This is a genomic window from Streptomyces sp. NBC_01267, from assembly GCF_036241575.1.
Taxonomy (GTDB): domain Bacteria; phylum Actinomycetota; class Actinomycetes; order Streptomycetales; family Streptomycetaceae; genus Streptomyces.
On record NZ_CP108455.1, the window covers coordinates 7,661,654 to 7,682,770 of the forward strand.

Annotated in this window: 16 protein-coding genes; 7 read left to right on the forward strand and 9 right to left on the reverse strand. The window is 71.7% G+C overall.

Features of this window, described 5'->3' with window-relative positions; genetic code table 11:
* Positions 1-134 precede the first annotated feature (134 nt).
* The 7 genes from OG709_RS34095 to OG709_RS34125 all read left to right on the forward strand — a co-directional run bounded on the left by OG709_RS34095 (position 135) and on the right by OG709_RS34125 (position 10,779).
* Complete coding sequence (locus OG709_RS34095; protein WP_329168908.1) at positions 135-2,039, forward strand: hypothetical protein; 1,905 nt, start codon at positions 135-137, stop codon at positions 2,037-2,039.
* Positions 2,032-3,642 carry a SagB family peptide dehydrogenase gene (locus OG709_RS34100; protein ID WP_329168910.1) on the forward strand — a complete coding sequence of 537 codons (1,611 nt, stop codon included), beginning with the start codon at positions 2,032-2,034 and terminating at the stop codon, positions 3,640-3,642. The genes OG709_RS34095 and OG709_RS34100 overlap by 8 nt, the downstream gene beginning before the upstream one ends.
* A gap of 144 nt (positions 3,643-3,786) precedes the next feature.
* Positions 3,787-3,969 carry a hypothetical protein gene (locus tag OG709_RS34105; RefSeq protein WP_250301490.1) on the forward strand — a complete coding sequence of 61 codons (183 nt, stop codon included), beginning with the start codon at positions 3,787-3,789 and terminating at the stop codon, positions 3,967-3,969.
* A 78-nt stretch (positions 3,970-4,047) separates the two neighbouring features.
* On the forward strand, positions 4,048-5,988 hold the full coding sequence (locus OG709_RS34110) for a TOMM precursor leader peptide-binding protein (RefSeq protein WP_250301489.1): 1,941 nt from the start codon (positions 4,048-4,050) through the stop codon (positions 5,986-5,988).
* A 12-nt stretch (positions 5,989-6,000) separates the two neighbouring features.
* A complete protein-coding gene (locus OG709_RS34115) occupies positions 6,001-8,607 on the forward strand; it encodes a lantibiotic dehydratase (RefSeq protein WP_329168912.1) in 2,607 nt (868 codons plus the stop codon).
* Complete coding sequence (locus OG709_RS34120) at positions 8,594-9,613, forward strand: lantibiotic dehydratase C-terminal domain-containing protein (protein WP_329168913.1); 1,020 nt, start codon at positions 8,594-8,596, stop codon at positions 9,611-9,613. Before OG709_RS34115 ends, OG709_RS34120 begins: the two co-directional genes overlap by 14 nt.
* A complete protein-coding gene (locus tag OG709_RS34125) occupies positions 9,610-10,779 on the forward strand; it encodes a thiopeptide maturation pyridine synthase (RefSeq protein ID WP_266645367.1) in 1,170 nt (389 codons plus the stop codon). Before OG709_RS34120 ends, OG709_RS34125 begins: the two co-directional genes overlap by 4 nt.
* Before the next feature lie 60 nt (positions 10,780-10,839).
* On the opposite strand, the gene OG709_RS34130 is transcribed toward OG709_RS34125, so the two are convergent.
* From OG709_RS34130 to OG709_RS34170, 9 genes are all read right to left on the reverse strand, one after another.
* Complete coding sequence (locus OG709_RS34130; RefSeq protein WP_329168915.1) at positions 10,840-13,596, reverse strand: helix-turn-helix transcriptional regulator; 2,757 nt, start codon at positions 13,594-13,596, stop codon at positions 10,840-10,842.
* A 315-nt stretch (positions 13,597-13,911) separates the two neighbouring features.
* The gene (locus OG709_RS34135; RefSeq protein WP_266646216.1) at positions 13,912-14,790 is read right to left on the reverse strand and encodes an urease accessory protein UreD; all 879 of its coding nucleotides are present in this window, start codon (positions 14,788-14,790) and stop codon (positions 13,912-13,914) included.
* A 59-nt stretch (positions 14,791-14,849) separates the two neighbouring features.
* Positions 14,850-15,527: an urease accessory protein UreG gene (gene ureG / locus OG709_RS34140; RefSeq protein WP_250301764.1), complete on the reverse strand. Its 678-nt coding sequence runs from the start codon at positions 15,525-15,527 to the stop codon at positions 14,850-14,852.
* Positions 15,528-15,604: 77 nt separating this feature from the next.
* On the reverse strand, positions 15,605-16,291 hold the full coding sequence (locus OG709_RS34145; protein ID WP_250301763.1) for an urease accessory protein UreF: 687 nt from the start codon (positions 16,289-16,291) through the stop codon (positions 15,605-15,607).
* Positions 16,292-16,374: 83 nt separating this feature from the next.
* Complete coding sequence (gene ureC, locus OG709_RS34150; RefSeq protein ID WP_250301484.1) at positions 16,375-18,099, reverse strand: urease subunit alpha; 1,725 nt, start codon at positions 18,097-18,099, stop codon at positions 16,375-16,377.
* A complete protein-coding gene (locus OG709_RS34155) occupies positions 18,099-18,509 on the reverse strand; it encodes an urease subunit beta (RefSeq protein WP_250301483.1) in 411 nt (136 codons plus the stop codon). Before OG709_RS34155 ends, ureC begins: the two co-directional genes overlap by 1 nt.
* 25 nt (positions 18,510-18,534) lie before the next feature.
* Entirely contained in the window at positions 18,535-18,840 is a 306-nt protein-coding gene (locus OG709_RS34160; RefSeq protein WP_250301482.1) for an urease subunit gamma, read from the reverse strand.
* Positions 18,841-18,844: 4 nt separating this feature from the next.
* Positions 18,845-19,798, reverse strand: coding sequence for an urea transporter (locus OG709_RS34165; protein WP_250301481.1), 954 nt, complete (start codon positions 19,796-19,798; stop codon positions 18,845-18,847).
* A 425-nt stretch (positions 19,799-20,223) separates the two neighbouring features.
* A complete protein-coding gene (locus OG709_RS34170; RefSeq protein WP_326693482.1) occupies positions 20,224-21,012 on the reverse strand; it encodes an SAM-dependent methyltransferase in 789 nt (262 codons plus the stop codon).
* Positions 21,013-21,117 lie beyond the last annotated feature (105 nt).

Genomic DNA, 21,117 nt, shown 5'->3' on the forward strand with positions numbered 1-21,117 from the left:
CTGCAGCGACGTCAAGCGAGTTGAGGTACCGATGGGCCGCCAAGGTAATCCTGCGGTCGGCCTGCGGTACAGCCGTCAAGACGGTGGGGTGCACGGCCGTGATACTCGGCTGATCACCGATCCGAAGGCTGGCGATGCGACCAAAACTGAAGTCCGACGTGCTGTACGTGCCGACCGCCGACGGAGTGCACGTGTTCGGTGCGGGAGCTGACGTCGCGCTGGGCGGCCGGACCGCCTACCAGTGGCTCGACCGGCTCGCTCCGCACCTCGACGGCTCGACCGAACTCGACGACCTCGTGCGCAACCTGCCGGACGACAAACGCGCGGCGGTGGACGCGTTGGTACGACGGCTGCACGCGGCCGGCTGCGTGCGGGACGCCGCCGAGGACCGGCCGCACGGTCTCACCGAACGGGAACTGGCCACCTACGCGGCGGAGATCGCCTTCGTCGAGTACCACCGCGACTCGGCCGCCCGGCGCTTCGAGTCCTACCGCAACAGCGCGGTGGTCGTCGTGGGCGCGGGCCCCGCGTTCACCGCGCTGGTCTGCTCGGCGCTGCACTCGGGGGTCCGCCGGCTCCGCGCCGTCCGGACGGCCGAGACCGCGACGAACACGGACCGGCTGGCCGAGCTGGCAGCCGAGGCCGCGTGCCGGGACCCGGAGCAGACACTCGTCCAGGTACCGCTGTCCGACGAGGAGGAGGCCGGGCTGGCCCACGTGGACCTGGTGCTGCACGTGGCCTCGTCGGAGCCCGGGGTGGACCGTGCGCTGCGCCTGGACCGACTGTGCAGGGACTCGGACACGCCATTGGTGCAGGGCCTCGTGCTCGACGATGTCGCGTGGCTGGGTCCCGTCGGCCCGGCCTGGGAGTCGGCCTGGCTTCGGCTGGGACACGTCCTGGGGGCGCCCGGTCCGGCCGGACCCGGCGAGTTCCTCACCGGTCCGGCCGCCGCGGTGGTGGCCGGACATCTCGGGCTCGCCGCGTTCCAGCTGCTGACGGGCGTCACCCCTGCCGACGGCACCGACCTCACCAGGATCGACCTGGAGACCCTGCGGACATCGGTCCACGGATTCCTGCCGCACCCGGCCACCCGGCCGGCCCGGCCGGAGACCGAGCAGGAGTTCACCGACCGGATCGACCGGCTGGGCACGGCCGAGCCGGTCACCGAGCAGGACTTCTCCGCTCGGGCCGCCCGCTGCTTCGACCCGCACGTGGGCCTCATGCGGAAGCTGGACGAACAGGACTTCACCCAGCTGCCGCTGCACGTCACCGAGGCCGTCACCCGTACCGCCCGAGGGGGCCGCGTCTTCGGCGCGGGAACGAGTTTCGCCGAGGCACGACACCGTGCCGCGCTGCGCGGTCTCGCGGTGTACGCGGCGGGCGCACCCGACCCGCGCAGGTTCGGCCCCGGCTCCACCGTGTGGGGCTGGGACCTCGCGACCCGGCGCGCCAGAGCGGTACCGGCGGCCGAGGCCTTCGGTACGGGTGCGGGCCTGGCGGCGCGGCTGGGCTGGCACCACGCAGTGACCGATGGAATCGGGCAGCAGCTGGCCCGGTTGGCCGTGGCCGACGTACGGGCCCGCCGTTCGCACCCGGTGGCCCTGGATCTCGCGGGCGCGGCCCTGACCGGGAGGGCGGCGCGCCTTCTCGGCCTGCTGCGTTCGGCCCGGGGCTCCGTCCGGGTCGCCGACATCGGTGGTGCGCTCGGGGTGCCGGTGCTGGCCTGGTGGCAGGACGGCCGGCCGATCGCGGTGACCTGCGGCCCGGACGCGGTGGCCGAAGGACTGGAGCGGGCCGTCCTGGACCGGCAGGCGGTCCTGGCCGACCAGCCCGACTACGCGCCTGCCCCGGTCACCGGACTGCACGGAGTGCCGGACCCGGCCTCCGGTGCGCGACGGCCCGGCGAACCCGGCCGGCAACAGATGATGCGCGCCCTGCGGCTCCGCCGGCTGTGTCCGGTCGTGGTACCGCTCGACCACGATCCGGCGGTGCACGAGGTGCTGCCCGGCGTACTGCGCGTTGTGCTGGCCGATGGGTGAACCGGCGTCCGGGGCCGCCGGCTCCGTCGGTCTCCGGTTCTGGTGGCGGACCTTCGAAGGAGTTCAGGAACTGTTCGCCGAGGGGCACGGCGAGGAGGGCGGCCCGGACGACCCGCTGCCGACCAAGACCTACCGGGGTCTGCCACGGCACGTCCTGAGCGAGCCCTCCCGACGGATCGGTGACGCGCGCTGGTCCTTCGCGGGGTTCCGCCGGACCCGGTCCGAAGACGGTCCGAACCGCGAAGTCCTGGACGGGACAGCTCTGTCGGCCCTGCTCCACCACAGCTACGGTCTGGAACGGATGGAGCTGGGACCCCATGCCGCCTGGCCCTACCACCGGGCCGTGGCATCCGCCCGGTGCTTCTACCCGGTGGAGCTGTACCTGTGGCTCGCCCGCCCGGCAGGGAACCGGCCGGCCGGGTGCTACCACTACGACCCGGCACACCACGCGCTGACCCGGCTGCGTACGGGGGGCGTCCCCGACGAGCTGCGGACCGCCACCGGAACAGGCCGGGACGGCACGCTGGCCCTGATGGTGGCGGCCGTGTGCTTCCGTAAGACGGCGTTCCGCTACCGGGACTACGCCTACCGGCTCTGCGCGCAGGAAGTCGGCCTGACCGTGGGGAACATGCTGCTGGTGGCGGGGGCGCTGGGCCTGCGCGGGCGGGTGCACCACCGGTTCGACGATGCTGTCGTCAACCGCGCACTGGGCCTGGACGGGGACGAGGAGACCGCCTTCGCGGTGCTCGACCTGTTTCCCTGGCAGCCGGCCGGGACCGGGCAGGCGCCACTCCGTGCGGAGCCCGAGGAGCCGCAGCCGGTCATCCGGCCGCATCAGCTCCGTACCGACGCGGCGGACCCGGCCGCATGGTCCGGACTGACCGCGCTGAACCGCGCCGCCCGGCTCACCGGCACCGGCTGGAACACACCGGTGGACCAGGCCGCGTTCCACCTTCCGCCCGACGGCCCTGGTCCGACGCCGGTCCCTCTCGGGGAACCCTCACCCGGCCAGGTGGAACTGGCCGAGGCGATCCGCGCACGGGACTCGGGCGGCCGGATGTTCCTGCCCGACTCCGCTGCCCTGCCCCTTCCCCAACTGGGCTCCCTGCTCAGGCACGCACTGGAGCCCGTGCCGTCCGACCACGCCGAGACGCCCTGCCGCCCCCTGGCGGACTGCCATGTACTGGTACTCAACGCCGCCGGTGCCGATGCCGGCCTCTACCGGCTGGACACCACGCCCGCACTCACCGCACTGCCGGGGCGGGACTGGCGCGCCGTGCTGGCGATGCTCTGCGACCGGACCCCCGCGGTCAACTCCGCGAAGGCCCACGCGATCGTGTTCCTGAGCGTGAATCGGGCCGAGGGCGACCGCTGGTTCGGCGACCGCGGGTACCGGATCCTGCACCACGAGGCCGGGATCGTCGCCCAGCGGATCAGCGTGCTCGCCGCTGCCACCGGCCTGTCCGCACGTGTCACCAACGGGTACCACGAGGGCATGGTCCGGTCCCTGATCGGCGCGGACGAGGCCCACGTGCCCGTCTTCACCCTGGTCCTGGGCCGCCGCCGGGACAGCGCTCAGTACGAGCCACCGCTGACCTGGTGACCCGGACCACGGGTCGGCGGCACGCCGATCCTACGGCCCGGCTTCGGTCGCACCGTGAAGACCAACTCCCGTCCCTCGTCCCACGATCGGAGTGGACCATCCCTTGGTCCGAGCCAGAACCGACAACTGAGAGAGGGGACATCGATGCCAACGGACCTCGTCCTGGACCTCGCTGACCTCAGCGTGAACGAGCTCGACATCCTGCCGACCTCGCCGGGCGCAAGCCTGGAGTCGATCAACGTCGGCCACGCCATGGTCGAGATCGGCGCGTCCAACTGCACCTCGACCGGCACACCCGCGAGCTGCTGCTCCTGTTGCTGCTGCTGACGCGTTCCGCACGGCCGTGCCTGGCGGACAGTCCGTCCGCCGGGCACGGCGCCGTACCGACCGACGAGGAATGAGACGTTGACCGAGGCCGCAGGAGCGCCCCCAGCCCCCGGTGTCGCCGTGCTCGGCCGGGGCAGACTCGCCGCCGCGATCCGGACCTCCGTCTCCCGGACGCACCGGCTGGTCGCCCGTCCGGACGCCGACTGCGCCGGGATCGTCACCGCGTACGACGGCTGGCGCACCGGCACCGCGCCGGACCGTACCGACACCAGGTGGCTGCCGGTACGGGTCGAGTTGGGCAACGTCGTCATCGGGCCCTCCGTCGTCCCGGGCCGGGCCGGCTGCGCGCAGTGCGCCCGGACCCGGCGGGACCGCGCGCTCGGCCCCGGTAGCCCCAGGACCGAACTGGTACGCCGGTTCAGCGGTCAACTGGCCGAACGCCCGGCCCCGTTGCTGTCCTCCTGGGCGTGCGATGCGGTCGGTGACCTGGTGGCGGCGGAATTCGACGATCCACCCGGCCGGTGGACGACGAACGCCGTCGTACTCCTGTCGCTGACCGACATGGCGGTCGACGCGCACCCGTTCCTCGCCGATCCGTGCTGCCCCCGGTGCGGCGCTCTGCCCGCCGACCGGCCGCCCACCCTCATGGCGAAGCCCCGCACGAAGCTCTCCAGGGACACCTACCGGGTCCGCGATCTCAAGGCTGACTGGGACACGCTGGTGAAGACGTACGTGGACGGTCACACCGGGGTGGTCCGCCAACTCGACGTACGGACCGACTACCGCTATCCCATGGTGTCCGCCCCCGTGCACCTCCCCGGGCAGGAGCAGGAGGCGGGCTTCGGCCGTGACCTCGACTACGCCGGCTGCGGGCGCACCGCACTGGCGGAGGCGCTGGAGCGGCTCGGCGGCGCCCGGCCGGGAGGCCACCGCACGGCGGTGCGGGCCGGCTACGGGGATCTGGGCGAATGGGCCGTCTGCCCGACCACGCTGGGACTGTACCCACCGGACCGGTACGCCGAGCCCGGATTCCCCTACCCGCCGTTCGATCCGGATCTGGAACTGAACTGGGTGTGGGGCCACTCCTTCGCCCGCGACGCCCCGGTACTGGTGCCCGAGGACTACGCCTACTACCGCACCCGGCACGACAACCCGCTCGCCCGGCCGCTGGCGTACGAGGTGTCCAACGGGTGTGCTCTGGGCGGCTGTCTGGAGGAGGCGGCACTGCACGGGGTGGCGGAGCTGGCGGAACGGGACGCCTTCCTGCTCACCTGGTACGCCCGGCTGCCCGCACCCAGGGTGGACCTGAACACCGTGTCCGACCCGCGCATCGGCATGCTGGCCGAACGGATCCGCCAGGACAGCGGTCACCACGTCCTGGCCTTCGCCACCACCCCGGAGCACGGCATCCCCACGGCCTGGGTCATGGCGGTGCACCCTTCTCCCGGCCTGGAGCCCGCGGCGATCTGCGCTGCCGGTGCGCACTTCGATCCCGAACAGGCCCTGCTCAACGGGGTCTTGGAGCTCGCGGCGAATCTGGGCTGGAACCGGTTCGCGTACCGCGACGAACTGGCCAGGATCGAGGCGATGGTCGCCGACCCGTCCCTGGTGCGGGAGATGCGCGACCACGCCCTGCTGTACTGCCACCCCGCCGCGTTCGACCGGTTCGGATTCCTGCTGGAGGACGACGTGGGACGGCCGGTGGCCGAGGCGTTCGGACGGGCCACCTGTCGGCCGCGCGGCGACGACATCCGCGCCGACCTGGCCGAGGTGGTGGCACGGTTCACCGACCGGGGCCAGGACGTCATCGTGGTGGACCAGACCACGGACGAGCACCGCGCGGGCGGCCTCGCCTGCGCGAAGGTGATCATCCCGGGACTGCTGCCGATGACGTTCGGACACCGGATGCGCCGCACCCACGGTCTGCCCCGGCTGAGCCAGCTGCCCGGCGACCTCGGCTACCGCGCCGGACCCATGCCCCTGGCGGACATCAACCCGCATCCGCACCCGTTCCCGTGACTGGAGCCGGTCATGACAGAGGACTTCTCGACCCCGGACACGTTCGGCATCCGGATCGGCGGGCTGCCCGTACCGATGCTGGACGACATGCGGTCGCCGGAACTGTGGGACCAGGTCGAAACGGTGCTGGCCGGTGAACGAAGACTGGCGGCCACCGCGGACGAGCTGTCCGACGCGCTGTTCGAGCTGATCGGACGAGGCCCGGCAGGAAAACCGGAACTGGTCGCGCTGCGTCGTTCCATCCACAACGGGAGGCCACTGGCGGCCCGTTGCTGGAACGACGGGATTCGCGCGCTCCTGCCGGCCCACGTGGCCGACGGCGTACGAGCCTGGCTGGAACTGGTGGCCGCACACCGGCACGACGTGGCGCACCTGGACGAACTGGTCGGCCACCACACCAGGAACCAGCACATCCTGCTGAGGAAGGCGGTCGCCGATCCGGCCTTCCAGCACGGACTGATCCTGAGCAGCCCGGTGTGCTACGGCCAACTGCGCAAGTGGCTGGCCCGGCCGGACGACACCGCACCGGACCGCGGCCTGGCGCTCCGGCTGACCAAGTACCTCGCCCGGATCACCACGAAGACCAGCCCGTTCAGCACCTTCACCATCAGCGGCATCGGCCACTGGCACGGACGGAACACCGCTGCCCCCGCGACCGGCCCAGCCGTGCGGAGCGTCGTGGAGATCAACGTCTGGGTGGTGCAGCAACTGGTCAGGCAACTCAGCGGGCATCCGGCCCTCGCGGGGCGCCTGCGGCTACGGCTCAACCCGAGCGCGCTGCTGGCCGGAGACTGCTGGGAGTTCCTCGGCCCCGGATCCGACGAGCCGCTGCGCAGCCTGGCGGCCACCGCACCGGTCCAGGCGTGCGTGGACGCGGTGACGGGAGCGGGACGGGTCCGTGAGGACGCCGTCGACGAGACGGCGGCCCGGACCGGGAGCACCCCCGCCGCAGCCGATGCCTACCTGGGCAGGCTGGTGGAGCTCGGACTTCTGGAAGCCGAGCGCCCCTTCGCCGATCAGGCGCTCGACCCACTCGGTGAACTCCGCACCTGGGTGGCGAGCGCGGGGCCGCCCCTGGAAGAGCTGAGCAGTGCCCTGGCCGAACTGGCCGGTCACCTCGCCGATTACCCGGTGCTCGCGCGCCCCTCGGACCGGCTGCGGCGCTCCAGGGAGATCGATGCCGAGCTGCTCCGCATCAGAACGCTGGCCGGACCGGACCGCATCGACCTGCCGGCCAAGAACAGCATCATCGAGAACGCCCTGCTGACCGCGCCCGCCGACGGACCCGACCGGCAGCGCTGGACGCCGGTGCTGAGGGACCTGGACGCCGTACGCCGCTGCTACGCCGTGCTCGACCCGGCGCTGCCCGGCCGGGTCGCACTCACCGAGGCGTTCGCCGAACGGATCGGACCGGGCGCCACCGTGCCGTTCCTGGTGTTCCACCGGGCGGTGCAGCAGTGGCTGCGCGAGGACCCCGATCTGCCGGGCGTGTTGTCCATCGCCACCCATGGCTACCAGGCCCTGGCGCACCACCGCCTGCCCCGGATCCGTGAACTGTCCCGGATCCGGGCGGAGTTGTGCGCCACCGTACTCGAAGGGCAGGCGGACGAGCGAGGTGTGCTGCGCCTGGACCCGCAACAGCTGTCCGCGGCGGCCGGACAGTGGCCGGCCTGGATGCGCCCGCCGGACTCGGTGGCCTTCTACGGACAGCCCGTCGGCGGCGCCGGCGAACCACAGTTCGTGATCAACGCCGTCAACTCCGGACACGGCCGGGGACGCGACCGGGTACGGCGTCTGCTGGCCCAGGCGGGGACCGCCGCGGAGGTGGCCACGGCGCCGCCGCCCGCCGACGAGATCCTCGCGGACACCTGCCGCCACTACGGGAGCAACGTCGGGCTGCGCACCTCGGCCCTGGCCTGCGAGATCGACTATCCGGGGGGACTCAGCCGACGGAGCGCCGCCGAGCGCATCCCGGTCGGGGACCTCGTCGTACGACACGATCCGGACCTGGAGCTGCTCACCCTGCGGTCGCGCAGCCGCGATGCCGTGGTGCGCCCGGTGCACCCCAACCTCATCGCCGAGCTGTGGCTTCCGCCCGCGATCCGGCTGCTGATGCAGGCGTTCGGTGCGACAGCCAACCTGCTCATCCCGGGCCGCCGGATGTTCGGCGACACCTCGCTGGACGGGGTCGACGGTGTGCTGGCCCAGCCCAGGGTGGTCATCGGCAGGACCACGGTCAGCCGCCGCCAGTGGGTGTTCCCGGTGAGTGCCGTGCCCTCGCGGCAGAAGGGCGAGAGCGACCGGGCCCGTCTGGTGAGGCTGGCGGCATGGCTGCACACGCACGGAATGCCGCAGCGCTGTTTCGTCCGCGGCCTCGACCCGGACTCGGTGGTCGGCGGCAGCGTATGGCGGATCAAGTCACGCAAGCCGCTGTACGTCGACTTCGCCAGCCTGCTGCTGGTCGGCGTCTTCGAACGGATGCTGACCGACCCGCGACACCTCCTGTTCCTTCAGGAAGCTCTGCCGGGACCGGCGGACGCGCCGAGCTACGGGGACAACGGATCCCGGGTGACCGAATACCTCGTCGAGATCAACGGAGGACGCGATGCTGACCGTTAGCGACCGGCTGGACCCCAGTACGGCCGAGGGCTCGGACTGGGTGTGCGCACACATCTTCTACGACACCGACCAGGACCTGCTGCTGACCGACTGCGTCCGACCGCTCGTCGGGACACTGACGGACGACGGCCTGGTGCAGCGGTACTTCTACCTGCGGTACTGGGAGGGCGGCCCGCACATCCGGCTGCGGCTGCTGCCCGCCCGCACCGCCGACCGGGCCGAGGTGGAGCGGCGGGCGGTCGAACGGATCGAGGCGTTCCTGGCACGCAGTCCCGCCCCGGACGTGGTGGACCGCTCACACTTCGCCCAGGTGGCCGAGGGACTGGCCGGTCTGGAGGGCCGGTCCGGCCACGACCAGGTGGTCCGGGCCAACAACACAGTGGAGTTGCGGCCCTACGAGCGGGAACACGCGGACTACGGATACGGCGCGGCCATCGGCGCCGTGGAGCAGCACTTCTTCGAGTCCAGCGAACTGGCCCAGTCCGTGGTGGCCGCCGGTACGACCGTGGAACAACGCGCGCTGCTGGCGTTCGACCTCGTCATCGGGGTGTTCGCGCTGTGCGACGAGGTGCGCGACCGATGGGCCCGGCACGGCGGCCCACCCCTGCCGTTCGGCAGTGGCCCGGAGGCCGCCGACGTCGAGCCGCGATACCGGGCCCAGCGTGCGAAGCTCCGCGAACGGGCCCTGCGTACCTGGCACCTGGCCACCCGGCCGACGGCCGTCGGGGACCAGCGGGCCTACTGGCTGGCTTCGGTGCGCCGGCTCCGGGACGAACTGCACAGCCTGGAGGAAGCCGGCGGTTTCGTCTCCGAGTGGGCCGACTCTCCGCTGGCCGGCCCCCTCGACCTGGCAGCCACCGACCACCCGGCCACGAGTCTGGTGCTGCTGCGCTGCGCACACCTGGTCAACAACCGGCTCGGACTCACCCTGTGGCAGGAGAACCAGCTGCGCTTCCTGGTGGGACGGGTCCTCGCGGAGCTGCCCGAGGCGTTGGCCGCCTCGTGAACGGAGCGCCCGTCCAGTGGCACAGCATCCACGTCCACCACCACGCCGAGAACGCGGAGCCCGCCCTCGTACTGCACGCCGTCCGACCGGCGTTCGACGCCGTGCGCACCTGGGTCGACGGCGCCTGGTTCGGCCGTCACTGGCTGCGCGGCCCGCATCTGCGGCTCAACTTCCTCACCTCCGGGGAGCTGTGGGCCGCCCGGGTGCGACCGACGGTCATCTCGGTGATCGGCGAGTACCTGGACGCCCACCCCTCCACTGCCCGGTCGGACGAGTCCGCGCTGGCTCCGGTGCACGCGAGGCTGGCGGAGCTGGAGATGGAGACCGGACCGCGGCACCCGTGGGTGGCGGACAACACCGTTCTCGAACAGCCCTATGACCACCGGCTTCCGGTACTGGGTTCGATGCGGGCCAGTGACCTGCTGGCCGGATTCCTCAGTGACACCAACGAGCTGGCGTTCCGGATGTACGACCACGTCGACCGCGGGGGAGCGCTGCCGCTGCTGGCCCTGGACCTGATGTGGACCACCGTGTCGGTGGCGGCCATCCCCTTCGACGCGGGCGGAGCGCCGATCGAGCGCGGATTCATGTCGCTGCGATCCCACGCGGACGCCTTCCTGTCCCGGACCCAGGACCCGGCCGGGTACCGGGCGGCGTTCGACGAGCGCTACCTGCGGCAGGCGGACGCGTTGTCCGAGCGGCTGCGCGCGGTGGAGTCGGCACTGGCCGGCAGCGGTACGGCACCACCGTTCGTCCTGGACTGGGCCGAGGCGGTCCGCCGCCATCAGCGGACGGCGCACCCGCTGCTGGCGTCGGGCGAGGTGTCGATGGGCGGGGCCGCCCTCGCGCCCCGGATGCCGACCCAGCAGGTCAGTGAGTTCCACCAGTTGCTGCAGACGGACCACGGACACGAGGACTTCATCCGGGCCGACCACTGGTTCGCGTCCTTCCGGCTGGTGGTGAACTACCTGTACATCCACCTCAACCGCCTCGGGCTGAAGCCGGTGGACCGTGGGTTGCTCTGCCACCTGGCGGCGAACACCGTCGAAACGGTGCACGGTGTCTCCGCCGTCGGCAACTTCCAGCGGTACGTGGTCGGGGCGCCCGCGGCCGGTACACCCGAGTGGGTGCGGACAGGCACACAGGGGGCGGAGGGGACGACGTGAGCCGTACCGGCCGTCCCGGTCCGACGGTCCGTCCGCCCCTTCCGGGAGGGCGGACGGGACTCAGCGGCCTCCGGGTTGTGCCGTCAGCGTCGCCGGGATGATCTCGGCGAGCTGCCGGCGTCCGGAGATGCCGAGTTTGCGGTAGGCGCCGGACAGGTGGAACTCCACGGTGCGTACGGTGACGAACAGCTTTCCGGCGATGGCCCGGTTGGTGTGGCCGTTCCGCGCGAGGCGCAGGATCCGCAGCTCCTGCGGGGTGAGGTTCCGCAGCGTCGGATGCAGCGGTTCGTCCGGGCCCTCGGGGAAGACCTCCTGCTGTACGGTCTCGATCCGGTGCACCAGCGGTTGTGCGCCGCACGACGTGGCGGTCGACAGGGCGGCGGTCAGCTCGGTCCGCGCTTCGCTCAGCCTGCCCGCCGCGCCCAGTGCCGCACCCAGGTCGAACCGGGCGGCGGCCAGCTCCAGTCTGGCCGGTGAGCGTGCCAGGGTGCCGACGGCGGCTGCGAGCAGGCCGATGCGCTGTGGGCCGGTCGCGGCCATGGCGACCGCGTGCTGGGCGGTCCCGATCGCACGGGCGGTGCCCCACTGCCGCGCGTCCTCCAACTCGGCGACAGCGAGATGGGCGGCCTCGGCGGGCTCACCCGCCGCGGCGAGCAACTGCGCGGCGCGCGACCGCCATGGCACCACCGCCGGATTGCGCACCCGGCGACCGGACAGCAGCCGGCCCACGGCGAGGTGGTCCTCGACCGCACGTGACAGCTCTCCGGTGCACTCCCGCACCACCGCACGCGCGGCCAGTACGGCCGGGGTGTCCTGCCGCAACGGCAGCTCCTGGTCCAGCCCGCAGCCGGTGAGCAGCGCGAGAGCGGTGCTCGTGTCGCCCATCAGGGCCCGCGCCTCGGCCAGGACCGACACGGCGAGCGCCGCCGGCAGCCGGGACGTGGACGCCGCCACGCTCAACAGCTCCGTCATGGGCGCCAGTGCGTCCGCCGCACGGGTCAGGTCGCCGCGGACACGGTGGATCGTGGCGCGCAGCAGTTCCGCGGTGACATGGTCCCAGTGTCCGGGCCGGGCCCCGTCGGCCGGCCGGATCCGGCTGCAGTGTGTCCACGCCTCGGTCAGCTCGTCGGCCCGGATCAGGGCGATACACCCGTGCCACCAGGACCTTCCCGGACCGTCCTGGTTCTCGGCCAGCGCCTGTCCGGCGAATCGCACAGCCGCTGCGCGGTCCTTGCCCGTGCGGACCGCGTCGGCGGCCCGCAGCCCGGCCAGTTCCCGGCGGGCGGCGGCGTGTTGCGGGCTCCGGGCGATCAGTTCGTCCAGCGGGTCGGCGGTCCCCACCAGCCGGCCAGGACCGTCCAGACAGATGTACGCCTTGTGCAGCCGCAGCCGCCAGCACTGTTCCGGTGCCGCTGTGCCCAGCCGGACCGAGGTGTCGTCGAGGACCGTCACCGCGTCCGCGGGCCGCCCGCACTCGGTCAGCAGACCGGCCAGGGCCACGGCGTAGTCGGTCGCGATCACCGGATCAGCCGCCTCCTGTCGGGCCGCGTCCAGCTGATGTGCGGTGAGGTCCGGGTCGACGAACGCGTCCAGCCGGGCCAGCTCGCGCCGCACGGCCGACCGCACACGCGGCCGTAACCGGTCCCGCAGCACTCCGCGGAGGTGCTGGGCGGCGTCGTCGGCCCGGCCCTCCTGCGCCAGTCTGCGGGCCGCGGTCCGCAGCGGCCGGACGGTCCAGCTCAGGCCGAGCGGCCCGGCCGCGACCAACTGCCGGGCGACGGAGGTCGCGCCGAAGTGCCCGTCGCGCAGAATCTCGGCCGCCCGCAGGTGCAGGGCGGCGCGGGTGCCGACCGGGATCCTGCCGATGACCATCGCGGCCAGTAGCGGGTGACGGAAGGCCGGCGGCGTGCGGTTGGCCAACAGGCAGCGGTCGGACAGTTCGTCCAGCGCGGACAGCGTGTCGCTGACGGTCAGCCGGGCGAGGTCGGCGGCCTGGGCGATCTCCGCGTCGGTGCCGAGCACGGCGACCGCCCTCGCCAGTGCGAGTGCGGGTCGGCTCAGCTCTCCCAGCCAGCGTTCGGTCCCCGGGAGCACCGCGGAACCCACCGTGGCGCGCAGCTCTCCAGCGGTCGGGGCGCGGCCGGTGTGGGCCGACAGCAGAGCCACTACCAGGCTGGGGTTGCCCCCGGTCAACTCGTGGCAGGCGGAAGCGGAGTTCTCGTCGAGTGCGACCCCGCAACGGGCCGCCGCGAAGTCGCTGAGTGCTGCCGCCGGCAGACCGGTGAGGTCGATGTGCTCGGCGAGGGCGGTGAGCCGGGCTCCGCCCGGAGGTTCGTGGCCCACGCCGAAGTCGTCGGCGGACAACGCGATGACCACCTGGGTGGGATACGCGGAGCCCGCCAGGGCGAGAAGCCAGCGCAACGACCAGGGGTCCGCGTCGGCCACGTCGTCCAGGCAGAGGACGACCGGGGAACGGTGTGCGTGTGTCCGCACCAGATCGACGAGGTGCCGCAGATGTTCCAGGAGGGCCGGCCGGTCCGTGGACGGCGTGGCCGGGGCGCCCGCACTCAGCAGACGGCCGAGGAGGTGATCGGCTGCCGCGAACGGGCTGTCGGGGTAGGCCCGGGTGCGGGCGACGGCCACCTCGAAGCCGGTGTCGGCGGCGAGCACGGAGAGTGCTTCCAGCACCGCCGACTTCCCGATCCCCGGTTCGCCGCGCACCAGCAGGGTGACCGGACGCCCCGTACGGGCCTTGTCGATCGCGGCACGCAGTCGCGCCAGTTCGGTGCCACGGCCGGTCAGCCCGGTCAAGGTCATCCGCCCCTCCCCGCACGACCTGTCGCGCTTCAACCACCGCACCGGGATGCGGAGTTCGGTGTCGTGGTCGGCACTCGGACGCGGAGTCGCGAGCCCTTGCACCCCGGCCCCATAAGCCACCATTTCATGCATGATCACCCTACACCGCAGGGGTGTCGGCCTCAATGGTGTTCGTGACGCGACGTGTGGAGGCGTGTACGTTCCGTGCCGGGCGAGGGTGAGTTCGGGGCCCGCGCAAGCCCGCCCGGCATCGTGACTGTGCGCGCGGGCCCGCTCGACGGCCCGGTGGCTCAACAGCCCTGTGGTGAAGCGCTGTCAGGTCTTGCGCAGGTCCGGGGCCGGGACGCCGATGAGCAACCGCCGCAGAGCGTCCCACGCGACGCGCATCGCCCGCGTCAGGGCCGGCGAGTCACTGCTGACGACGCGTACCCACGCCCCGCAGTCGTCGGGCAGGGTGCTCACCCCGAAGGCCAGGCCGGTGGTCAGCAGGGCCTCGTGGAGGATGTCGGCGACCTCGGCCGCGGGGGCGAGCGGAGTGACCGCGTACAGCGTGGCCATCAGGTCGTGGTCCGCGAAGACGGCAGGCCCGGTGACCGGCCCCGAGCCGTGCGGATCGAGGCGGACCGTGTCCAGCGCCAGAAGTGTCCCGTCCGGGCGCTGGATCTCCAGGTCGCTGAAGAGCAGGCGGTAGGCGTGCCGTTCACCGCGGGCCAGCCGTCCGGCCGCGATCGTCTCGCTCAGCAGCACGGTGGCGGTCGGGTCGACGGTCACCCGGGTCTGCTGGTAGAAGCGTGCGTCCCGGTACGGGATCAGGGCGTCCGGCAGGTACTCGACGTAACTGCCTTCCCCCGCAGCGAGGTTGACGACCTGGGTCGCGTGGTCGAACTCCATCCGGTGCACTTTGGTGGCGGCCTGCGTGGTCAGGTGAACCGCGGTGCCGGGGCCGCAGTCGATGTCCATCCGGTTGCGGTCGGCCTGGATGATGCCGCCCCCGGTCGACATCAGATAGGTCACCGGCAGGTCGGGCCGCTGCGGGTCGATGTACAGCGGGCGCATGATCTGCAGCGGTGACTTCTGGTAGCGGTCGACGAGTTCGGTCCGGTCGCCCACCCGCGCGTAGCGCAGTTCGAGCAGCCCGACCTTGCCGGGGCGCCCGGCGGCCAGGGTGTCCGGTGGGCCGGCCAGGTCGAGCATCCGGGCCGGTACCCGCCGGGGTTCGTAGTGCGCGGGGTCCAGCCGCGCGGGCGCCTCGGTCACGCGGAAGCCGCCGCCCCGGCGGCCTCGTGGGACAGGAGGAAGTCGGCGATGGTGCCGAGCCCCTCCCCGGTGAGCGAGTTGGTCAGCACCACCGGCCGTCCTTCCCTGACCCGGCGCGCGTCCGACTCCATGACGCCCAGATCGCACCGCACGTACTGGGCGATGTCGACCTTGTTGATCACCAGGAGCTCGCACTCGGTGATGCCGGGGCCCCTCTTGCGCGGCATCTTGTCGCCCTCGGCGGTGTCCAGCACGAACAGGAAGAGGTCGACCAGCGCCGGGCTGAAGGTGAGCGTCAGATTGTCGCCGCCGCTCTCGAAGAGCAGGGTGTCCACCTCGGGGAAGCGTTCCAGGAGTTCGTCAGCCGCCGCCTGGTTCATCGTCGGGTCGTCCCGTACGGCGGTGTGCGGACAGGCCCCGGTCTCCACGCCGACGATCCGCTCCGCGTCCAGGAGCCCGGCCAGAGTACGGCGCACATGGGCGGCGTCCTCGGTGGTGTAGATGTCGTTGGTGATGACGGCAGGGATCCGGCCGCGCTCGATCAGCACCGGGACGAGCGCCTCGATCAGGGCGGTCTTGCCGGAGCCGACCGGTCCGGCGATGCCGACGCGCAGCACGCCGTCCTTGGGCCGCCGGATGAGCTCGTCGTGGCTGTGGTGGTGCCTGGCCTGCATGGGGTCGTGCATGGTGATCCTGTCTGGTGTGGTGTCTTCGCGGGGGAGGGGACACGGAAGGGGACGGGGACGCGGGTCTAACTGGCGAACAGCCGGGCCTCGGCCCGCTCGTGACGGCCCGACATGATGTCCGCCACCGGGACACAGCCGCCGAGGTCGGCCAATTCCCGCCGCAGGGCGGCGTCGACGGTCTCCTCGATCACGGCGGCGGCCCCGTGCAGGACGACCTGCGCCCGGCGGTGGTCGGTCAGCCGGAGCCGCAGGGCGGCCCCCACGAAGCTGGCCGCGAAGGCGAACAGTTCGCAGGTGACCGCCTGGCGGGCGGGTACTCCGTTGCCCGCGTGGACGACGGCGGCGACGACCGGCTGGCAGCCGCGTACGGCGCCGTCCCGGTAGAGGGCCCGGTACCGCTCGATCGGGGGAGTGGCGTAGACCTCGTCGGCCAGGTCCAGCAACTGCCGCCCGGTGCGGACGGTGGCCTGCCTCGCCTCACGGCCCAGCTTGGTGGCGTGCAGCCGCTGTTCCACGGCCACCACCTCGTCCCACGCGTCGGTGGTGACCGCACGGTGGGCGAGGGCGAGGGCGGTCGCGTCGGCCGGCCCCGCGCTGTGACGCAGCAGGTCGTGGAGGAGGTCCGGCAGGCCGCGCGGGGTGACCGCGCGGGCCTGCTGGAAGCCCTCCAGACCGTGGGAGAGGGTGTAGTAGCCGCTGGGGAAGGCCGAGTCGGTGAGCTGAAGTCCGGTCAGCAGCGCCGGGATCGGCATCGGGTCGTTCACGCCGGGGTTTCCGTTCGTGCCAGCTGGCCGTCCGATGTCGTCCGGCCGTTGCGGGCCGTCGAAGGGGACGGTCAGACGATGTAGAAGAGGTGGTTGAGCGGGAGCCGCTCGGCAGGCTCGATGGTGGCGGGCTCGCCGTCGACGGTGACCTTGTACGTCTCCGGGTCCACCTCGATGCGCGGTAGCGCGTCGTTGCGCACCATGTGCTCCTTGCCGATGGTCCGGCAGCGCTGAACCGGCTCGATCCGCCGCTGGAGCCCCAGCTCGCCGGGGACGCCCGCGGCGATCGACGCCTGCGACATGAACGTCACCGACGTACGCTGCTTGGCGCGGCCGTAGGTGCCGAACATCGGCCGGTAGTACACCGGTTGGGGCGTCGGCAGGGAAGCGTTGGGGTCGCCCATCAGGGCCCAGTTGACCATGCCGCCCTTGATGATCATCTTGGGCTTGGCCGCGAAGGAGTGGATCGGCCAGAGCACGATGTCGGCGAGTTTGCCGGGCTCCAGGGAACCGATCACGTCCGCGGCGCCGACCGCTGTCGCGGGGTTGATCGTCAGCTTGGCCAGGTACCGCAGGACACGCGCGTTGTCGTTGCGGGAGCTGTCCTCCGCCAGCGGGCCGCGCAGCGCCTTGCAGTGGTGCGCGGTCTGGAAGGCGCGGATGAAGGACTCACCGACCCGCCCCATCGCCTGCGAGTCCGACGAGAAGATGCTGATCACGCCGAGGTCGTGCAGCACGGTCTCGGCCGCGATCGTCTCGGCACGCACCCGGCTGTCGGCGAACGAGACATCCTCGGGGATGTCGCGGGACAGGTGGTGACAGACCATCACCATGTCCAGCAGCTCGTCCACCGCGTTGACCGTGTACGGCAGCGTGGGGTTGGTGGAGGCCGGGAGCACGTTGGCCTCGCCCGACACCCGGATGATGTCCGGGGCGTGCCCGCCGCCCGCGCCCTCGGTGTGGAAGGTGTGGATGGTCCGGCCGTCGATCGCCGACAGGGTGTCCTCGTAGAAGCCACCCTCGTTGAGGGTGTCGGTGTGAATGGCCATCTGGACGTCGTACTCGTCGGCGACCCGCAGCGCGGTGTCGATGGTGGCGGGGGTGGCGCCCCAGTCCTCGTGCACCTTCAGCCCGGCCGCACCTGCCTCGACCTGCTCGCGCAGGGCCTCGGGCAGGCTGCCGTTGCCCTTGCCGAGCAGTCCCACGTTGACCGGCAGATCCTCCACGGCCTCCAGCATCCGGTGGATGTTCCACGGACCGGGCGTACAGGTCGTGCCGTTGCTGCCGTCGGTCGGACCGGTGCCACCGCCGAAGAAGGTGGTGATGCCGTTGGACAGGCCCTCCTGGGCCTGCTGCGGCGAGATGAAGTGGATGTGCGTGTCGACGCCGCCGGCGGTGGCGATGAGGTGCTCACCGGATATCACTTCGGTGCCGGGGCCGATGACGAGCTTGGGGTCCACACCGGTCTGGAGGTGCGGGTTGCCCGCCTTGCCGACGCCGACGATCAGGCCGCCGCGGACGCCGATGTCGCCCTTGACGACGCCCAGGACCGGGTCCATGACCACGACATTGGTGATGACGAGGTCCAGGGCGCCCTCGCGGTTCAGCGCGGACGGGTCCTGCGCCATTCCGTCCCGGATGGCCTTGCCGCCGCCGTATACGGCCTCTTCCCCGTAGGAACCGGCGTTGTGGTCGTACTCGACCTCGACGACCAGGTTGGTGTCCGCCAGGTGGAACCGGTCGCCCACGGTGGGACCGAACAGGTCCGTGTACTGCTTGCGCGGGATGATGGCCATCAGTTCCGGTCCCCCTCGTTGTCGGTGTCGTCCGCGCTGTCGGGGTGGATGAAACCCAGCTCCTCGGCGCGGCGGAGCGCGGTGCGCTTGGTGTCCGGGGCCGACAGGCCCCCGTTGACGAGTCCGGCGAAGCCGGTGAGCCGCCCGGTGCCCGCGAAGGCACACAGGTCCACCTCGCGGGTGTCGCCGGGCTCGAAGCGCACAGCGGTGCCGGAGGGGATGTCGAGGCGCATGCCGTAGGCGGCCTCACGGTCGAAGCGCAGCGCGCGGTTGGTCTCGAAGAAGTGGTAGTGGGATCCGATCTGGACGGCCCGGTCGCCGGTGTTGGCGACGGAGAGCCTGGTCCTGGCCCGGTTGGCGTTGATCTCCACGGGATCGTCCCCGTAGAGGTAGTGGGCTCCGCCCGACATCTGTGTCTCCTCTTGCCTCGGGTGTTCAGGCGCTGATCGGGTCGTGGCAGGTGACGAGTTTCGTGCCGTCGATGAAGGCCGTCTCGACCTGCAGGACGGTGAGCATCTCCCGTACGCCGGGCATCACGTCGTCGCCCGAGACGACCTTGCGGCCCAGTTCCATGCACTCGGCGACGGTGTGGCCGTCGCGCGCGGCCTCCAGTACGGCCTCGGTGATCAGCGCGGCGGCCTCGCTGTAGTTGAGTTTGGTTCCCCGGGCTCGGCGGCGGCGGGCCAGGTCCGCCACCACGTAGACGTGGAGTTTGTCGATTTCCCGCGGTGCGAGGTTCATGGCGTCACATTGCTTTCTCGAACGAGATGCCGGGCCGGCCCAGAGCTGGACCGGCCGCCAGGAAGAGCCAGGTCGTCACGGTGAACGGCCAGGTGAAGGGGTATCCACCGGACGGCTGGGCAAAGACCTCCCAGGCGGCGGTGAAGGGGACCGAGGCCACGGCGGCGAGCGCCGCGTACCCGGCGGTCCACGGGGTGAGAGTCAGGAAGGTGGCTGCCAGCGCGACAGCGCAGAGCACGCCGTTGTAGCCGTACAGCCCCTCGACGATCCGGTCGGCCGGCAGCCCCGCCACACAGGAGGTCAGGAGTGTCAGGGCGCTCGCGCCGATCGCCGCGAGGCCGGCGATCCGCGAGGCGACGAAGAGCCCCACGAGCACGAGCAGGCTCGCGTACCACTTGTCCAGGTAGAAGACCTGGCCGATGTTGTTGCAGAGCGCCCGCCCGGTCTCCGTGACCGTCAAGTTCGTGAACCCGGAGATACGAGTGGTCGCACCGGCGGTCACCGGGGCCTTCGACAGCGCGACCACCAGTGCTCCGGCGACCAGGCAGTAGGGGGCCGTCAGTACGGGCAGCCCGCGGGGGCCGAGGAAGCGACCTGCCGCGCCGCTCAGCACCGAGCACACCGCTGCGGCGAGAACGGTCAGTACCGCGGTCTGCCACGAGCCTCCCAGCCGGACCATGAGAGCGATCCCGGTCAGGCAACCGCAGTAGCCCTGCAGCCCTTCGGTCAGCCCCTTCCGGTCGGCGCCGAGCAGCGCTGCGGCGACGGTGGACGACGCCGCGCCGAGCAGACCGTACAGACCGAGCTGCCACCCGTCGACGAACAGCGCGACGGTGAACAGCAGTCCGGACCACGCGTTCGAGCTGAGTGCGACCTGTGCGACGCCGCGCAGCCCCGCCCGCCCGGTGTCGGCAGGGGCCCAGCTCTCTGCCTGCACCACCTGTTCCGCTACAGGCATGTCTTCTCCTTCGAGGACATGGCGAATTCACCAGAACTCCCGCTTTCGGGGGCTATGGATCTTGATCAACATTCTGTTGAGACGGTACGCCCGGCGAAAGCGGGACAGCGGCGCAGGAAGCCGGACGCGCAGCGTGATCAGGTGGGCGCGATCGGGCATCACCGCTGCTCGGGGGCGGGTTCCTTCGGTTCCCCATGGGGGAGTTCAGACCCGATTCGGGGAATCCTTGGTCAGGGGTTGAACCTTTCGTACCTGTCATTTGACGGTCATTTGACCGAACCGGGTCTACGGCTTCGGGTATTTCGCACGTGTCGCCGGGACCGCGGGAAGGAACGGAAAACGGCCGAGCACCGGCCGGACACCCCTGGGGGCGGCCGGACCGGTGCTCCGCCGACGGTAGTTGCGAGGAGGCGCCGAGAAGACCGTCAGGGCTTCCGTGCCACTCCGGCATACATGTTGGTCGTGGTGTCGGGCACTTCGTCGCCGGGGGCGGGCCGCCAGGAGGTCATCGGTACGACGCCCGGCTCCACCAGGTCCAGCCCGGCGAACAGCCCCTCCACCTCGGCCCGGTCACGCAGATACATGGGGATGCCCCGCTGCGTGTACTCGCGGGCCAGGGCCTCCGACCCCGGAGCGAGATCGGCCGTGGCGAGGGTCACCGCGAGGTAACTGCCGGGCGCCAACGGCTCCATCAGGGTCTCGACCAGGTTCTGCGCGTCCGCGACGAACTGCAGCATGGCGATGACCGTCAGGGCGACGGGCTCCGCCAGATCCAGGGTCCGGCCGAGGGCGGGATCGGCCAGCAGGGTTTCCGGCGCGTTCATGTCGCTCTGGATGTAGTCGGTCCGGCCCTCGGGCGTGCTGCGCATCAGAGCGTCGGCGTGGGCCAGGACGACCGGGTCGTTGTCGACGTAGACGATCCGGGTCTCGGGGGCCACCTGCTGCACGACCTGGTGCAGATTCGGTTCGGTGGGTATCCCGGTGCCGATGTCCAGGAACTGCCGGATCCCGGCTTCCGCCGCCAGCCAGTGCGCCATGCGCCGCATGGCTGCCCGGTTCGCCAGCATGCTCGACCGGAGGCCGGGCCAGGCCGCCAGCGACGCCTCGGCCGCGAGGCGGTCCACTTCGTAGTGGTCCTTGCCACCCAGGATGCAGTCGTACACCCGCGCCGAGTGGGCTCGGCTGCCGACCCGTTCGGCCTGTTGGTTGTTCATCCTCTACCGCCTGATCCGTCTGTCGATTCCTGCCGGTGTCCGCCCCGACGGACACGGTGCTCCGCCTCCTGCGCCCTTCGCCTTCAGGTGAGTTGGCCGGAGTCC

Bases quoted from the DNA above. Each gene is read 5' to 3' on its own strand.
- OG709_RS34135 (WP_266646216.1), bottom strand. From the start codon at position 14,790: ATGCTCGACCTGGCCGGCCCACCGGACACCCTGGCCGCCGGGCGCCCC.
- OG709_RS34155 (WP_250301483.1), bottom strand. From the start codon at position 18,509: ATGTCGGGCGGAGCCCACTACCTCTACGGGGACGATCCCGTGGAGATC.
- OG709_RS34130 (WP_329168915.1), bottom strand. From the start codon at position 13,596: ATGACCTTGACCGGGCTGACCGGCCGTGGCACCGAACTGGCGCGACTG.
- OG709_RS34145 (WP_250301763.1), bottom strand. From the start codon at position 16,291: ATGCCGATCCCGGCGCTGCTGACCGGACTTCAGCTCACCGACTCGGCC.
- OG709_RS34165 (WP_250301481.1), bottom strand. From the start codon at position 19,798: ATGCCTGTAGCGGAACAGGTGGTGCAGGCAGAGAGCTGGGCCCCTGCC.
- OG709_RS34120 (WP_329168913.1), top strand. From the start codon at position 8,594: ATGCTGACCGTTAGCGACCGGCTGGACCCCAGTACGGCCGAGGGCTCG.
- OG709_RS34095 (WP_329168908.1), top strand. From the start codon at position 135: ATGCGACCAAAACTGAAGTCCGACGTGCTGTACGTGCCGACCGCCGAC.
- OG709_RS34160 (WP_250301482.1), bottom strand. From the start codon at position 18,840: ATGAACCTCGCACCGCGGGAAATCGACAAACTCCACGTCTACGTGGTG.
- OG709_RS34100 (WP_329168910.1), top strand. From the start codon at position 2,032: ATGGGTGAACCGGCGTCCGGGGCCGCCGGCTCCGTCGGTCTCCGGTTC.
- OG709_RS34115 (WP_329168912.1), top strand. From the start codon at position 6,001: ATGACAGAGGACTTCTCGACCCCGGACACGTTCGGCATCCGGATCGGC.
- ureG (WP_250301764.1), bottom strand. From the start codon at position 15,527: ATGCAGGCCAGGCACCACCACAGCCACGACGAGCTCATCCGGCGGCCC.
- OG709_RS34105 (WP_250301490.1), top strand. From the start codon at position 3,787: ATGCCAACGGACCTCGTCCTGGACCTCGCTGACCTCAGCGTGAACGAG.
- ureC (WP_250301484.1), bottom strand. From the start codon at position 18,099: ATGGCCATCATCCCGCGCAAGCAGTACACGGACCTGTTCGGTCCCACC.
- OG709_RS34170 (WP_326693482.1), bottom strand. From the start codon at position 21,012: ATGAACAACCAACAGGCCGAACGGGTCGGCAGCCGAGCCCACTCGGCG.